Source organism: Corynebacterium sp. p3-SID1194 (assembly GCF_025144155.1).
Taxonomy (GTDB): Bacteria; Actinomycetota; Actinomycetes; order Mycobacteriales; family Mycobacteriaceae; genus Corynebacterium.
Genome location: NZ_JALXWY010000006.1, coordinates 42,793 through 58,082, shown reverse-complemented (window position 1 = coordinate 58,082; position 15,290 = coordinate 42,793). Strand labels below are relative to the sequence as shown.

At 61.8% G+C, this 15,290-nt stretch carries 15 protein-coding genes; 11 read left to right on the top strand and 4 right to left on the bottom strand.

Features of this window, described 5'->3' with window-relative positions:
- Positions 1 to 24 precede the first annotated feature (24 nt).
- Positions 25 to 1,077 carry a gephyrin-like molybdotransferase receptor GlpR gene (glpR, locus tag M3G19_RS06045; protein ID WP_396121756.1) on the top strand — a complete coding sequence of 351 codons (1,053 nt, stop codon included), beginning with the start codon at positions 25 to 27 and terminating at the stop codon, positions 1,075 to 1,077.
- 46 nt (positions 1,078 to 1,123) lie between these two features.
- Positions 1,124 to 1,639 (top strand): hotdog fold domain-containing protein, encoded by a 516-nt coding sequence (locus M3G19_RS06040; protein ID WP_259901447.1) that lies wholly within the window; start codon positions 1,124 to 1,126, stop codon positions 1,637 to 1,639.
- Here M3G19_RS06040 and M3G19_RS06035 read toward each other — a convergent pair.
- Positions 1,620 to 2,042 carry a DNA-3-methyladenine glycosylase I gene (locus M3G19_RS06035; protein ID WP_210573218.1) on the bottom strand — a complete coding sequence of 141 codons (423 nt, stop codon included), beginning with the start codon at positions 2,040 to 2,042 and terminating at the stop codon, positions 1,620 to 1,622. The genes M3G19_RS06040 and M3G19_RS06035 overlap by 20 nt on opposite strands.
- Before the next feature lie 55 nt (positions 2,043 to 2,097).
- Here M3G19_RS06035 and M3G19_RS06030 point away from each other — a divergent pair, with 55 nt between their 5' ends.
- Together M3G19_RS06030 and M3G19_RS06025 are read left to right on the top strand one after the other, a co-directional pair.
- Positions 2,098 to 2,505: a DoxX family protein gene (locus M3G19_RS06030; protein WP_259901445.1), complete on the top strand. Its 408-nt coding sequence runs from the start codon at positions 2,098 to 2,100 to the stop codon at positions 2,503 to 2,505.
- The gene (locus M3G19_RS06025; protein ID WP_259901444.1) at positions 2,498 to 3,094 is read left to right on the top strand and encodes a zf-HC2 domain-containing protein; all 597 of its coding nucleotides are present in this window, start codon (positions 2,498 to 2,500) and stop codon (positions 3,092 to 3,094) included. The genes M3G19_RS06030 and M3G19_RS06025 overlap by 8 nt, the downstream gene beginning before the upstream one ends.
- Here the strand turns inward: M3G19_RS06025 and M3G19_RS06020 are convergent, their stop codons facing one another.
- The gene (locus M3G19_RS06020; protein ID WP_396121753.1) at positions 3,095 to 4,642 is read right to left on the bottom strand and encodes a dolichyl-phosphate-mannose--protein mannosyltransferase; all 1,548 of its coding nucleotides are present in this window, start codon (positions 4,640 to 4,642) and stop codon (positions 3,095 to 3,097) included.
- 40 nt (positions 4,643 to 4,682) lie between these two features.
- On the opposite strand from M3G19_RS06020, the gene rsmI reads away from it, so the two are divergent.
- The 3 genes from rsmI (at position 4,683) to metG (ending at position 9,256) form a co-directional block, all read left to right on the top strand.
- Positions 4,683 to 5,525: a 16S rRNA (cytidine(1402)-2'-O)-methyltransferase gene (gene rsmI / locus M3G19_RS06015; protein WP_259901443.1), complete on the top strand. Its 843-nt coding sequence runs from the start codon at positions 4,683 to 4,685 to the stop codon at positions 5,523 to 5,525.
- 62 nt (positions 5,526 to 5,587) lie between these two features.
- On the top strand, positions 5,588 to 7,384 hold the full coding sequence (locus tag M3G19_RS06010; RefSeq protein WP_396121752.1) for a BCCT family transporter: 1,797 nt from the start codon (positions 5,588 to 5,590) through the stop codon (positions 7,382 to 7,384).
- A gap of 18 nt (positions 7,385 to 7,402) precedes the next feature.
- A complete protein-coding gene (gene metG, locus M3G19_RS06005; protein ID WP_259901440.1) occupies positions 7,403 to 9,256 on the top strand; it encodes a methionine--tRNA ligase in 1,854 nt (617 codons plus the stop codon).
- 6 nt (positions 9,257 to 9,262) lie between these two features.
- On the opposite strand, the gene M3G19_RS06000 is transcribed toward metG, so the two are convergent.
- On the bottom strand, positions 9,263 to 10,621 hold the full coding sequence (locus tag M3G19_RS06000) for an HNH endonuclease signature motif containing protein (protein WP_259901425.1): 1,359 nt from the start codon (positions 10,619 to 10,621) through the stop codon (positions 9,263 to 9,265).
- 233 nt (positions 10,622 to 10,854) lie between these two features.
- Positions 10,855 to 11,247, bottom strand: a complete 393-nt coding sequence (locus M3G19_RS05995) for a DUF3806 domain-containing protein (protein ID WP_259901424.1) — start codon at positions 11,245 to 11,247, stop codon at positions 10,855 to 10,857.
- Between the two features lie 24 nt (positions 11,248 to 11,271).
- Here M3G19_RS05995 and M3G19_RS05990 point away from each other — a divergent pair, with 24 nt between their 5' ends.
- The 4 genes from M3G19_RS05990 (at position 11,272) to M3G19_RS05975 (ending at position 15,260) form a co-directional block, all read left to right on the top strand.
- Positions 11,272 to 12,108, top strand: a complete 837-nt coding sequence (locus M3G19_RS05990; RefSeq protein WP_259901422.1) for a TatD family hydrolase — start codon at positions 11,272 to 11,274, stop codon at positions 12,106 to 12,108.
- Between the two features lie 178 nt (positions 12,109 to 12,286).
- Positions 12,287 to 13,405 carry a resuscitation-promoting factor gene (locus tag M3G19_RS05985; protein WP_259901421.1) on the top strand — a complete coding sequence of 373 codons (1,119 nt, stop codon included), beginning with the start codon at positions 12,287 to 12,289 and terminating at the stop codon, positions 13,403 to 13,405.
- An 11-nt stretch (positions 13,406 to 13,416) separates the two neighbouring features.
- Positions 13,417 to 14,274 (top strand): 16S rRNA (adenine(1518)-N(6)/adenine(1519)-N(6))-dimethyltransferase RsmA, encoded by an 858-nt coding sequence (gene rsmA, locus M3G19_RS05980; protein ID WP_259901419.1) that lies wholly within the window; start codon positions 13,417 to 13,419, stop codon positions 14,272 to 14,274.
- Positions 14,271 to 15,260: a 4-(cytidine 5'-diphospho)-2-C-methyl-D-erythritol kinase gene (locus M3G19_RS05975; RefSeq protein ID WP_259901416.1), complete on the top strand. Its 990-nt coding sequence runs from the start codon at positions 14,271 to 14,273 to the stop codon at positions 15,258 to 15,260. Before rsmA ends, M3G19_RS05975 begins: the two co-directional genes overlap by 4 nt.
- Positions 15,261 to 15,290 lie beyond the last annotated feature (30 nt).

The window sequence follows — 15,290 nt, the reverse complement described above, 5'->3', positions numbered from 1 at the left end:
AAAAGCAGAAAGGTCGTGGCGTACATGTCCGGCAGCCTGAGCCTGATCATCGTCCTCATCGTCGTGGTGTGGGCGATTGTTCTCGCCCCGATGGTGTTGGGGGACTCGAAGCCGATCCGGCGCTCCGGCGAGGGCTACGACGAGACGCGCGTGCTGCACGAGGGTAATACCCCGCTCGCTACGCGTCGTCGCCCGCGCGTGACAAAGGCTGACATCCACAGCTTCGACGAGGACGACGCCGACTACGAGGTGCTCGAGGCAGAAGACGAAGCAGCAGCATCCGAGGAGGAAGCAGCGCTTATCGACGACGCCCCCTCCGGCTCCACCTCCCTCAAGAAACTGTTCGCCCGCAACTCCATCGACGGCGAAGTGGTGGAAACAGAATCTGAGACAGAAACAGAACTCGACGCTGAGACTGCCTCTGAACCTGACGCCGAAACTGACACTGACACTGACATTGACCCCGAGTCTGAAACTCAGCCCGAGTATGAGCTCGATGCCTCCTACCTCTCCCCGGAGGATTACGGCTACACCACCGTGACTCAGCTGGAAGAGCGGACAGAAGAACCCGAAGAGGAATCGGAAGAAGAGCACGAGCCGACTGCGCAGGAGCCTACTGAGGACGAGCTTGCCTTTGCTCGCTCGCGTCGCGGCCGTGGTGGCTGGGACCCGGAAAAGGCGAAGCGGGTGCGCGAGGACAGGTTCCGTCGCCGCCAGCGGACGTTGCTCGGCCTCGTCGTGCTGCTCGGAGTGACCTTCGTCTTCGGCATCGTTTCGGGTGGATGGGCATGGCTGGCACCGGCCGCGGCAGCAGGCCTGCTGATCTGGTTCATGACAGCGTTGCGCACGACGGTGAAGAAGGAACGCGCACTCCAGGCACGCCGAGTGCGTCAGCTGCGCCGCGCACGACTCGGTGTCATCACCGCGGAAGAGGACGCACCGCTGCCGCCGCACATGCGTCGCCCGGGAGCCGTGGTGGTCGAGGTCGACGACGAGAGCGCCGACTTCGCTAACCTGCCCGCCTACACGGCACCGCGGACCGAAACGGAAACCGAGCAGGTCCGCGAAATCGCGTAGTTTTTCCACCAATACGAGGTCGTTATAGCCGGTAATATCGCCGGGTATGACGACCTCTTTTTCTACCAAGGTAAACGATAATCCCGGTAAGTCTGCCCAGCTGTGGGAGAAGTTCAGCGACACGAAACTCAAGCGCCTGATCTTTTCAGCTTTCTACTCGGCGAAGGCGCCGTACTTCCGCACCGTGATGCCGCGTGTCCAGGTCGCTGAGCCAGGCCGCTGCGTGGTGCGGTTGGGTAAATGGTGGGGCGTGCAAAACCACATCGGCACCTTCCACGTCATCGCCGGCCTGAATGGGGCAGAGGCCGCCATGGGTCTTTTGTGCGAGGTGACGGTGCCGGATACGCACCGTTGGATTCCGCGCGGAATGCGCGCCGATTACCCGGCGAAGTCCACCGGCGGTTTGACCATCACCGCCACCGGCGACTTCCCGGACTTCTCCACGATCACCCGCGAAACCGGCGGCCAGCTGGTCACCATCAACTGCGAGATCGTCGACGATGCCGGGGTGGAGCCGATTACCGCGGAGATCGATGTGTGGGTCACCGCGAAGAAGAAGTGACCATCTCGATAAGTCCGTCCATCGTCGTCGGCCCGATGTAGACAAAGCCATAGGGGCGCAGATAGGCAGTCAGGCCTAGTCCGTCCCCGAAGTTATCGTGCTGGATATACCAGTTGATCAACTGCGATAAAGAGCGCTTTTCCCGCATCGCGACAGTGGCTTTGGCATTGGTCACCACCGCCTCGACTTTGCGGCGGTTGCGGATGAGCCTCGGGTCGGTCAACAGGTACTCGATGTCGTCTTCGTCGAATTCAGCAATGAGGTCGGGGTCGAAATCACAAAACGCGTCTTTCAGTGCTTCGCGTTTCTTCTGGATCAGGGCCCAAGACAGGCCGGGGAGAAATACTTCGAGGGTGAGCAGTTCGAATGCGTGGGTGTCGTCGATAAGCAATTGTGTTGTCATACATACTTTGACTGCCGTCACCGTCCAAAAGGTTCCACGTTGTAGTGTTTAACTCATGAATAGTCCCGCCCTCCGCGATTTCGCACTGCTCGTGGCGCGTCTCGTGCTCGGTGTCGTATTCATCGCGCACGGCTACCAGCACTGGGTCGGGACCGGGATGCGGCGCACAGCTGAAAGCTTCGCCGAAGCCGGAGTCCCGCAGCCGCGTCTGTCAGCGTATCTTGCTGGCTCAGCCGAACTCGTCGGCGGAGCGCTGCTTATCATCGGGCTGCTGACCACCATCGTCGCAGGTGTGCTTGCACTCTTGATTGTGGCCGGGGCGTATTTCGTTCACCTCGACGCCGGTTTCTTCGCAGCCGACGGCGGCATCGAATACCCGCTGGTGCTCGTTGTTTTGCTAATCCTTGTCGTGGTGTTCGGCTCCGGGCGCGTCAGTTTGGACAAGGTGCTCATCGATGATTGACCACGGTGACGTCCAAGCGGCGCTGTCTGCGCGCATCGACGGGGAGGACTCTAACCTCGACGACGACATTGTCGATGCGCACCTCGCGGAGTGCGACGAATGCCAGAAATACTGGGACCAGTCGCTGCAGCTGTCGCGCTCGCTCAATTCCGCTGCCGGCATGTCTCCGCCGGAAGATCTCACGGAACTCATTTACGCCGGCGTCGAACCTGAATTCCGCCGCGTTTCCGCGCGCCGCATCATGCTTCTGACGGTGTGCCGCGTCGTCCTTGCTCTGCTGGCGTTGGTCTACGTCGTGTGGGCGGGGCGCATCCTCGGCACCGATCTCGAGGGCGCGGCTGTGCGCGTCGGCATCGCCGTAGCATTGCTCTTCGTTTCCTGGAAGCCGTCTCAAATCCCCGGCGTCCTTCTCATCGTCGGAGCGATGTTCGGCTTCAGCCTCAGTTTCGCGGTGCTGGAAGCAATCACTGGGGGAGCCGCACCATGGGCGCAATTGCTGACATTGCTGTTCACCAGCGTGGTGCTGGTGGCCATGTGGGTCGTGGACTACGGCAATCCACTCAAGGTGCTCAACGCGAAGCCGGTGTAATTATTTCCAGCTCGGCAGCCACATGAGCTGCTCGTAGATGCCGTTCGGAATCCGGTACCCGTACAGGATCGGGGAGAAATACAAGAACATTCCGATCACGGTGGCGAGATACACAACGACCGCGAGCCGGCCCGACGTGATGGGGCCGATGTGCTTGCTCATCCAGTTGAGTTGTTTCCCACGCTTAGACAGCTCGCCCAGCGCGAGTGCGATGAGCACGATCGTGAACGGCACGAGGGGAGCGGCGTAGAAGAAGTACATCTGGCGATCGAATGCGGCCAGCCACGGAAGGAAACCGGCGCCGAACGCGACGAGGGGAATAATGACCCGACGGTCTTTTCGCGTGATCCATGCCCACGCCGCCCAGAGCAGAATCGGCACGGTCAGCCACCAGATGGCAGGCGTGCCGAACAGGTAGATCATGCGCCGGGAATCGTCGCTGCTGGTGGAGGAGTAGTACAGGATCGGGCGGGAGGCCACCAGCCACGACCACGGCTTGGAATCCCATGGGTGGGAGTGCCCTGAAGAGGAAGTCAGCTCAGAGTGAAACTTCAGCACCGAGAAGTGGTAATAGAACCACCCGGCAGCCGCCTCAGGCAGCTTGGTCAGCCAGGACCAGTCGGAGTCGGCGATCGTGCCGTCGGAAAGCGCGTGGCGGTAGACCGCTGTTTCGGACGCGAACCACGCGCGCCAGGACCACACGTAGAGCACCGCCGGAATCAGCACGATCGACGCGAGGGCGGAAGGAACATCTTTCAGCAGAGTTTCCCGCACCGGGTTCTTCACTCCGTAGCGGTGGCGCAACCACAGATCGTAAAACGACGACAGCAGGCCGAAAAATGCGATGTAGTACAGGCCCGACCACTTCACCGACAGTGCCAACCCGAGGAGCACGCCCGTGGCGAAACGCCACCAACGGAAGCCCAAGCGGGGATTCACGATGCCTTCCTCGTACGCGTCGTGGAAGCGCTGGTGGACCTGCCGCATGTCGCCGGCCAGCGTCCAGGCAGCCATGACGACGAAGAGCAGGATGAACACGTCGAGCATGCCGAAACGGCCGATGACCAGCAACACTCCGTCGCAAAGCGCGATGGTGCCCGCAAAAGCGGCGATGAGCCACGATTGAGACAAGCGTCGCGCGAGAAGCATCGTGAACACGACGACGGCGGAAGAAAACAGCGCGGCCACGAAGCGCCACCCGAGCGGGGTGTAGCCGAAGACCATCTCGCCCAGCGCTTCCAGCCGCTTCGCCAGCGGCGGGTGAACGACAAGGCCGTAGCCCGGATTCGACTCGATGCCGCCGAGCACCGGGTTGAACCACGACCGTGCGATGTCCCACGCCTGCGGTACGTAGTGCTTCTCGTCGAAGACCGGAGTGCCGTTCGAACGTGCCGATGTCAGGCCCACGAAGCGGGTGAAAACCGCGAGGATCCCGATGACGACGGTTGAGACAGTGTCGCGCTGCGTCCACGGCACCGTCACGGGCGCTGTCGGCTTTGGTTTTGAAAAGCCAGTTTTCACAGTCTCGGCTGTCGCTGTCGAACTCACGGGAATGATCTTAGCCGGTGGCTGTGTAAAGCTTTAAGGCATGGAAACGGTATCTCTTCCTCCGCGCGGAATTATTCTCGCGGCGACCCCGCTCGGAAATATCGGGGACGCGTCGCCTCGTCTCGTGCATGCGCTCGAACACGCGGATGTCATCGCTGCGGAAGACACAAGGCGCACACGCAACCTCGCGAATTCCCTGGGGGTGGAGATCCGCGGCAGGATCGTCTCCAATTTCGACCACAACGAGGACAAGAGGGTCGCCGAGCTTATCGACGTCGCCCGCAACTCTTCCGTTCTCGTCGTCACCGATGCGGGGATGCCACTGGTGTCCGATCCGGGGCACTCACTTGTCGCTGCGGCCCACGACGCGCAGATCCCCGTGACCTGTTTGCCGGGCCCGTCTGCAGTGACTACCGCACTCGCGTTGTCTGGTCTCGGTGTCGGCCGTTTCATTTTTGACGGGTTCGCTCCCAGAAAGCCCGGCGCTAGAAAAGCGTGGCTCGAGTCCCTGAAGAATGAAGGACGCGCCGTGTGCTTTTTCGAGTCGCCGCACCGGATTGCAACGACGCTCGCGGAAGCCGCCGAGATTCTCGGTGACCGTCAGGCCGCTGTGTGTCGCGAACTGACCAAGACCTACGAGGAGGTCAAACGGGGTACTCTCGCTGAGCTCGCGGTCTGGGTCGAGGAAGGCGTGCGCGGCGAAATCACCGTCGTGATCGACGGAGGACACGAAACGCCGGAGCCCGAGGATGTCCTCGATCTCGTGCAACAGCGGGTCGACGACGGGATGCGGCCGAAAGACGCCGTCAAGGAAGTCGCGAAAGCTGCGGGCCTCAAGGCGGGCGAGCTTTACGACGCCTTCATTGCTGCTCGCAGCTCCTAGCCAGTAAATGTGTACCTTGTGCACATTTCTATTACCGTCTTTGGGGTGAGAAAGGAGCCCCATTGAGTAGTGAAGAGAAGCTGACAGACCCGCATGATCCCAATGTCGACCCGCATGCGGACGACCCGATTGTGACCCATAACCGTCCCGCTACCGCCGAGTTGCAGGACCTCCTGGACGCGCGGAACCAAGGCGAGCAGCAGAAGATTTCCGATCCCGAGGACGCCATCGAGCGCGCGTCCGAAGACGAAAACCTGAAGGTCGACTGGGCGATCGTCGGCCCGCTCGCCGCGATTGTCATCGCAGTAGTCGTCTGGGGGCTCGCCGCGAAGGACAGCTTCAGCGCTTTCTCTTCCGCCTCGTTTAGCTGGGTCATCGAGAACCTCGGTTGGGCGTACGTTTTCTTCGGCAGCGTCTTCGTGGTGTTCGTTCTCGTGATCGCGCTGTCCAAGTTCGGCAAGATCCGGCTGGGAGCCACCGGCGAGCAGCCGGAGTTCAGCACCAGGTCGTGGATCGCCATGATGTTCGCCGCTGGCATGGGCATCGGCCTGATGTTCTTTGGTGCGTCTGAGCCGCTCAACTTCTACCGTGACGGCATTCCAGGCATGGATAGCGCGGATTCCGTCGGCACTTCGATGGCGCAGACGATGTTCCACTGGACCCTCCACCCGTGGTCCGTCTACGCGATCATCGGTCTCGCCATCGCCTATTCCACGTTCCGTCTGGGACGTAAGCAGCTGCTCTCCAGCGCGTTCATCCCGTTGATCGGCGAGAAGCGGGCCGCTGGCTGGCTGGGCAAGCTCATCGACGGCCTCGCCATCTTCGCCACCATCTTCGGCACCGCGTGTTCCCTGGGGCTCGGCGCCCTGCAGATCTCCACCGGCCTGGAGGCGTCCGGCGTCGTCGATTCGCCGTCGACGATGCTCACCGTCGGAATCGTGAGTGTCCTGACGCTCGCTTTCCTGCTGTCCGCAATGTCCGGTGTGGGTAAAGGCATCCAGTGGGTGTCCAATTTCAACCTCATCGTCGCGGCAGTGCTCGCCATCTTTGTCTTCGTGTTCGGCCCGACCCTGACGCAGCTCAACCTGCTGCCCACCGCGGTCGCTTCGTACTTGGACCAGTTCTTCCTCATGGCCTCCCGCACTGCCGAGTCCGCGGACACTGAAGCAGGGGAGTGGCTGGGCAGCTGGACCATCTTCTACTGGGCATGGTGGATCTCCTGGTCCCCGTTCGTGGGCAGCTTCCTGGCCCGTATCTCCCGCGGCCGCACAATCCGTGAGTTCTGCCTCGGCGTGACCCTCGTCCCGGCTGGCCTGTCGACCATGTGGTTCTGTATCTTTGGCGGCACCGCCATCCACATGGAGCAGAACGGCGAATCCATCTACGGCGAAGGCACCTCTGAGGAGCAGCTGTTCAACCTGCTGCACAACCTGCCGGGCGGCTTCCTCATGGGCATTGTGGCTCTGATCCTCTTGAGCACCTTCTTCATCACTTCCGCCGACTCCGCGTCGACTGTGATGGGCTCGCTGTCTCAGAACGGCAAGACCGACGCGAAGCCGATGCTGACCGGCATGTGGGGGCTCGCTACCGCTGCCGTCGGCCTGACCCTGCTCATCGCAGGTGGCGACGAAGCTCTGAGCTCCCTCCAAAACGTCACCATCGCGGCGGCCACCCCGTTCTTGGCGATCCTCATCCTGCTGATGTTCGCCATTGTGAAGGACGTCAGCAACGACATCATTTACCTGGACATGAAGGAGCAGCAGCGCTTCGCCCACCAGCTGGCGATCGAGCGCCGTATGCACCGCGACGCACTCGCTAAATCCCGCAAACGCCAGCGCATGTTCGGCACCAAGCAGTAGTCACTTATGCTGGGGCGTATGACTGTCTCCCCGAACAACGCCACCTCCGAAAATGTCCTCGTGTGTGTGGCGTGGCCCTACGCGAACGGGCCGCGCCACATCGGCCATGTCGCCGGTTTCGGCGTCCCGTCCGATGTGTTCGCGCGCTACCAGCGCATGGTGGGAAACAATGTGCTCATGGTGTCCGGCACCGATGAACACGGCACGCCCCTTTTGGTCCAGGCGGATAAAGAAGGTGTGACGGTCAAGGAACTCGCTGACCGGTACAACCGTCAGATTGTCGAGGACCTTGCTGGTCTCGGTTTGTCGTACGACTTGTTCACCCGCACCACTACCCGCAATCACTATGCGGTGGTGCAGGAATTGTTCAAGGGGCTGTACGACAACGGCTACATGATCAAGGAGACCACCCAGGGCGCTATCTCCCCGTCCACGGGTCGCACCCTTCCGGACCGCTACATTGAGGGCACTTGCCCGCTGTGCGGCGCTGACGATGCCCGTGGCGACCAGTGCGATAACTGCGGTAACCAGCTCGACCCGGTTGACCTGATCAATCCGGTGTCCAAGATCAATGGGGAGACTCCGGAGTTCATCGAGACCGAGCACTTCATGCTCGACCTGCCCTCGCTTCACGACGCCCTCAAGGCATGGCTCGAGGCCCGCCAAGATTGGCGCCCCAACGTTCTCAAGTTCTCCCTGAACCTGCTGGAGGATATGCGCCCGCGTTCTATGACCCGCGATATCGACTGGGGCATTCCCGTCCCCGTCGAGGGCTGGGAGAACGACCCGGGCAAGAAGCTTTATGTCTGGTTCGATGCCGTGATCGGCTACCTCTCCGCCTCCATCGAGTGGGCGGCCCGCACCGGAAATCCGGACGCGTGGAAGCAATTCTGGCAGGATCCTGCCACCAGCGGCTTCTACTTCATGGGCAAGGACAACATCACCTTCCACTCCCAGATTTGGCCGGGCGAGCTCCTCGGTTACGCCGGCAAGGGTGCGAAGGGCGGCCAGGTTCACGAGCTCGGCGAGCTCAACCTCCCCACAGAGGTCGTTTCCTCCGAGTTCCTCACCATGTCCGGCTCGAAGTTCTCCTCGTCGAAAGGCGTGGTCATCTACGTCAAGGACTTCCTCGCTGAATTCGGCCCTGATCCGCTCCGTTATTTCATCGCTGTCGCCGGCCCCGAAAACAATGACACGGACTTCACCTGGGACGAATTCGTCCGCCGCGTGAACAACGAGCTCGCGAACGGCTGGGGCAACTTGGTCAACCGCACCGTGTCCATGGCACACAAGAACTTCGGGGAGGTGCCGGAGCCGGGCGAGCTTATCGACGCCGACCGCGCCATCCTCGATCTCGCCTCCCAGACCTTCGACTCCGCCGGCCACGAGCTCGGACTTGCCCACTTCAAGGCTGCAATCACCAAGGTCATGCATGTTGTCGGTGAGGCAAATGCCTACATCGCCGATCAGGAACCCTGGAAGCTCGCGAAAGACGAGTCCCAGCGTGAGCGTCTGGCAACCGTATTGTGGACCGCCCTTCAGGTGGTCTCGGACTGCAATGCTTTGTTGACCCCGTTCATCCCGCACACCGCGCAGAAGGTTCACGAGACTCTCGGCCGCGACGGTATCTGGGCCGCATCCCCACGCGTCGAAGAAGTTACCGACGACGAGGATCTCGAACTCATCGGCGTTGGTTTGCCCGAGAAGGGACAGACCTACCCGGTCATCACCGGTGACTACGCCTCTCAGCAGGCGGTGTGGTCTCGCGTCGATGTCGTGCCGGGCACGAAGCTGGAGAAGCCGAAGCCGCTGATCACCAAGCTCGATCCGGAACTCGGTGAGACCGGCCCGGAGTGGGCACCTGTTCAGTAGTTTCCACTAGTTCGCCTCCGGGTAGAAGGGGAACTCGAGGCGGTACTCCCGCTCCAGTTCAATGAGTGCCGCCACGCACGCTTCGTAGTCGCGGTCGATGTCGTACGCGTCCAGGATCGCGTGCCCCTTGGCGAAGAACTGTTCGCGGTCCCGCTTGATGCGCTGGATATCATCGAGCGTGCACTTCCAGCGCGGTGCCGTCGGCGTGGTGTGCCGCGCGAAGAGTCCCTCGGGGTCGACCACCGCGTACGTTCCGTCCGCGAAGAGCCACACGATGTCGCCGGTGACCGGATCGGGAACGTAGAACGCCCGGCGATCGGTTTTCACGTTGTGATGGTGCTGGCAGAGCGAGAAGAGATTCGCTGCGGTGGTCTGTCCTCCTTCCTCATAAGGAACGCGGTGGTCGAGCTGGCACTTCCACGCTGGATGTTCGCAACCGGGGTAGACGCAGGTCCCATCGCGACCCTGCGCGTATGCGCGGACCGAGTCGGGCGGAACATATCCGGCGATCGTGTGGTCTTTAGCGCTCCGGAGGTCGACGATGGTCGAGCCCATGGCATGAGCCATCTCGGTTCCAGCTGCCGTCGTGTGGCCGAAGCCGGGGACGTAGGCGGATGCCGATTCGTCGATAGTTCCATCCTCGCCCAGCGGCGCGTACGCGAAGATCGTGACGTCCGCCGGCGGAGTGATCTCCCCGGTGATGAGCTTCACCAGGGCCTCGACGGGCGTGATATCGTGCTCCTTCGATGCCTCGAGGATGAACTCCTTGATCGCCGCCATCGTGACATGGTCGGCAGTGAGCGTCATGCCGGAGGTGCCGTGGGTGCCGCCGACATGGAAGTCGAGGTCGCACTGGCCTGGAGCCTCGCTCTCGCGGGACTTCCGCTTGCGCTTGTCGTGCGCGACGGACGAGTCGATGTCACCGATCAATTTGTTGAGGCGGCTCGTGACCTTATGGGCGCTCGGCAGTTCCTCGTTCGGCTTCGTCGGCGTGAAGAGATCCACGAGCATCTTGTCGATGATGTCGTAGTTCTCCTGGTCGACGACGCTGCCCAACATGCTCACAGCGCGGTCGATCGCCTTGAGCCGCGAGATGTCGAGGCGTGCCGTGTCCTCCTGCAGCTGCCGGAGACGCGGTAGCGAAGCAAGCGTCATGTACGAATAGACTCCCGACTTCACTTCGTTCAGCGGAAGTCCGGTGGTGGAGCGCAACCGTGCCATTTCGGTGTCGTGGTCGGCGGAGCCGTAAAACTCCTCGCCGTCCTCCGCATAGTGGCGGAAGACCGCATGGTGTGCCCTGCGCAGTGCCATACCGTTCACGGCATCCGGGTCGTCCGGATTCTCAGTGGCGAAGAACGGTTTCATCTTGGTCCCTCCCTTCCAAGCTCGCGATCCTGCGGTTTCAGCAGTGTCATGTTTTCCCCCTAAATGCGACTGCTTTTTCTGTTGTGCGAACAGTCTTTCACATAGGGTGAACCATACCTCAAGAAAAGCGTTCGGTAATCGAACAAATATACGAAAACGTGGGTAAAGTCCCAGGTCGCCAGAGAACGTCCTCGAACGGCGAGGGGTTCAGAGTCGGGAGGGGTCAGCGCCCCTTAGTTCCCCAAGAACTGCTTGATAAAAGCAGTCAACTTCCCCGGTTCCTCGTCTTCGAAGCGGGTGTCCACGACCACCAGTGGGGCGGTGTACATGTCGTGGTCGGGGGAGGTGACGACGAGGTCGGTGCCGTAGTCGTCGATAAGGAATTGCCATGCGAAGTTGTGCTCGCGGATGAACGCGTCGCCGAGCGCGGTGCCGTACATGCGCGCGATGTCGCCGCGGGAATATGCGCGGCGGAGGTCGGGGTCGAGGGCGAGGTAGTCGCCCAAGGTCTCTTCGAATGAGGCGACGATGTCATCGATCGACCCGTTGATGCCGGCAACGGCGGCTTCGGCGAGGTCGCGGTCGATCTGGGAGCGGGTGGCGGCATCGATGTCGTGGAACTCCATGGGCCCGAGGATAGGCTGGAACACATGTCGAAGAAGAAACCGCGCCCCACGCCCGTTCCGGCCGAGCGAATTCCTGGGCTTATCGACGCCCACACCCACCTCGCTTCCACTGGTGCCCGCACCAAAGACGATGTGGATGCGATGGTGGAACGCGCAGTCGATGCTGGTGTTGAGAAAATCTGCACTGTCGGCGACGGGCTCGACGAGGCTGAATTGGCGTTGCAAGCTGCTCATTTCAATGACCGCGTATTCGCGGCGTGCGCGATTCACCCGACGCGCGCGGGTGAACTCGATGATGCGGCGCGGAAGCGTTTGACGGAGATGGCTGCGGACGAAAGGTGCGTGGCGGTGGGGGAGACCGGCATTGACACGTACTGGATCAAGCATGATCCTGACCGGACTGCACCCCTGGACGTTCAGGAAGAGGCGTTTCGCTGGCATATCCAGTTGGCCGTTGATTCTGGCAAGGCGCTCATGATTCACAACCGTGAGGGCGACGAGGACATGATGCGGATTCTCGCCGACTCGCCGCGCCCGGATCACGTCATGTTGCACTGTTTTTCCTCGCCTGTCGACGTTGCCCGCGAGGCCATCGACCGCGGCTACGTCTTGTCCTTTGCTGGAAATGTGACGTTCAAGCGCAATGATGATCTCCGGGAAGCGGCGAAACTCGCCCCAGTCGGACAGCTGCTGATCGAAACTGACGCGCCGTACATGACGCCGGAGCCTTTCCGCGGGGCGCGCAACGAGCCTTCCTTGATTGGACATACTGCGAAGGTGGTTGCGGAAGCGCGCGGAATGGCGGTGGAGGATCTCGCGAAAGAGGTCAACGAGACGTTTGGGCGGATCTTCGGCGTGTGAAAAGGGGCAGGAGTGTGAGGTAGCGCACTTTGATGTTCGTGCAGTTCACCGGTGGCGCAGGTGCCTGCGGTGGCGGGTGTGATCGCTGTGGTTCCGGCTGTTGAGAATTTCTGGTTTAAGAGCGATCTTTACCGTATCGTTACATAGGTTCGCTTCCCCCAACTGAGGATTTCTTTCCATGTCGCGTCATCGTCGCATCAATAAGACCTCGACCACCCGCGCCGTCATCGCCTCCACGGCAGTGGGTGCCCTCGCCATCGGTGGAGCCACCACCGCAGTCGCCGCGCAGAAGTCGGTGACCGTGGACGTCAACGGCGAGCCCATCGAGCTGACCACTTTCGCCGGTAATGTCGGCGGAGCGCTCCAGGCCGCTGGCGTTGAGGTGGGCGAGAAAGACCTTGTCTACCCCGCACCGTCGGATGCCCTGAACAGCGGCGACACGGTGACCGTCCGCACCGCAAAGCCTGTCGCGGTCACCATTGACGGCGGCGAAGCCCAGGAGTTCACCACCACGGCGCTGACCGTGTCGGATTTCCTCAAAGAGCTGCCGGGTGCAGGTGGCTCTTCCCACGCTTTCGCTGAAGATGATGTGCTCACCGATAACATGACCATCGATCTGACCTCCCCGAAGATCGTGGCTATTCATGACGGAGGCAAGACCACCTACGCTGCCGCGGCCGCCAAGACGGTTTCCGAGCTGCTCAGCTCCCGCGGTGTGCTGGTCGACTCGAACGACCGCGTGAGCCCGGGCATGGATGCGCCTGTCACCGGGAATATGGACATCACCATTGACCGCGTCGACTACGACGAGCGCACCACCGTCGAGGAATTCGACGTCGAGCCGCACTACGTCGAAGACGAAAGCCTCGCCCCGGGTGAGGAGAAGGTCCGCGAGAAGGGTGAGAAGGGCAAGCGCGAAACGACCCGCCGCATCGTCACGGTGAACGGCGAGGTGGAATCCGATGAGATCGTCAAGCGGGAAGACACCCGTAAGGGGCGCGCGGCTGTGATCGCCCGCGCCAAGAAGGAATCCGCTCCCGCTGTCGCGGGCGGTTCGGTCTGGGATTCGCTCGCGCAGTGTGAGTCCGGCGGCGACTGGTCCATCAACACCGGCAACGGCTTCTACGGCGGTCTCCAGTTCACTGCGTCGACGTGGGCCGCGTACGGCGGCACTCAGTATGCGCCGACCGCGAACTTGGCCACCCGCGAGCAGCAGATCGCAGTCGCGTCGAAGGTCCAGCAGGGCCAGGGCTGGGGTGCATGGCCTGCCTGCACCGCGAGCCTGGGAATCCGCTAACCTCGGAGGGCATGACTAGCCCCGACATCCAGTTGCTCGGCCCGGTGGAGATCCGGGCGCTCGCCGACGAGCTCGGGGTGACCCCGACGAAGAAACTGGGGCAGAATTTCGTTCACGATCCGAACACGGTGCGGCGCATCGTGGCGGCGGCTGATATCAGCGCTGACGACACCGTTTTAGAGGTCGGTCCCGGTTTGGGGTCGTTGACGCTCGGCCTGCTCGAGGTCGGGTGCCGGGTGTCGGCTGTCGAGATCGATTCGCGGTTAGCGGAGAGGCTGCCGCAGACTGCCGCAGAATTCGCGCCGGAGGCAGCGGGCAGGCTGTCGGTGCTCAACCAAGACGCGCTCAAAGTTCAGTCCGACGAGATTGAAGCGCCGACTGCGCTGGTGGCGAATTTGCCGTACAACGTCGCGGTCCCGGTGCTGCTGCACCTGCTGGAGGAATTCCCGAGCATTCGCCGCGTGCTGGTGATGGTGCAGCTCGAAGTCGCGGACCGCTTGGCGGCGGACCCCGGCTCGAAAATCTACGGCGTGCCCAGCGTCAAAGCGTCGTTCTACGGCGACGTGCGTAAGGCGGGCAATATCGGCAAGAACGTCTTCTGGCCCGCGCCGAATATCGAATCAGGGCTCGTGCGTATCGACGTCCGCGATAAGGGGTGGACAATTTCGTTGCGCGAGCGCGTTTTTCCGCTTATCGACGCAGCGTTTGCCCAGCGACGCAAGACCCTCCGCGCCTGTTTAGGCGGGGTTTATGGGTCGTCCGCTGCAGCAGAGGAAGCGTTGCGCGCGGCCGGCATTGACCCGCAGCTGCGCGGCGAGAAGCTCGCGGTGGAGGATTTCGTGCGACTGGCACAGGTGGGTGAAAAATGAAATTCACGGCACGCGCGAACGGCAAAGTGAACTTGCACCTCGGGGTAGGGGAGGTCCGCAGCGATGGTTACCACGACCTGTCCACGGTGTTCATGGCTGTGGACCGGCCGGAGACGGTGACGCTGACGACGCTGGAGGGGGACGTCGATAAGCATCCCGATGCTTCTCCGCTGAGCTTCGTTTCGGAGATGCGCACTACCTACCACGTGCATGAACCTGATGAGGATCTGGACAATCCGAAGAACCTTGCCTGGAAAGCAGTGGATTCGATCTGCACTGGGTACATGGGGATTCTCGCGCAGGATATGACGCGGGAAGACATTAGACCGGATCTGCCGATGATGCGGTTGGAGGTCGATAAGACCGTGCCGGTGGCAGGGGGCATGGCGGGCGGATCCGCCGATGCTGCTGCAGCTGTGCAGGCGATCAGTGCTTTGATCGCGCACTACGATCGTCCACTGCCAGAAGAACTATTCAAGTACTTGGTTCCGGGGCTCGGGGCGGACGTCCCGTTCGCGGAGATGGGCGGCATCGCGCTGGGAACTGGACGCGGTGATTCCCTGGTGCCGATGATGGGGCGCGGCACATACTGGTTCGCCTTTTTGAATCCGAAGGTGGGGTTGTCCACGAAGGCAGTGTTCGAGAAGCTGGACGACCTGCGTTTCAATTACGCCTCCATGGTCCCGCACATGGACACGACTACGCTGTCGCGGGCACTCGTGTCAGGGGATCCGCAACTGGTGGGCGCGGCCATGCACAATGATCTCGAGGCCGCGGCGTTGGCATTGCGGCCGTCACTCCAGCAGCTCATCCACGACGCCGAAGATGCCGGCGCGATCCGGGCGATGGTGTCCGGTTCTGGCCCGACCATCGCGGCCTTGTGTGCGGATGAGGGAGGGGCGAGGGCGGTCGTCGATAAGCTCGGCTCTGATGCGGTCGAAGCTTTCGCTGCTCACGGGCCTGTTGGTGGTGCGCGGCTGCTGTAGGTATCCAAGGGGTATACGAATTGGTATACT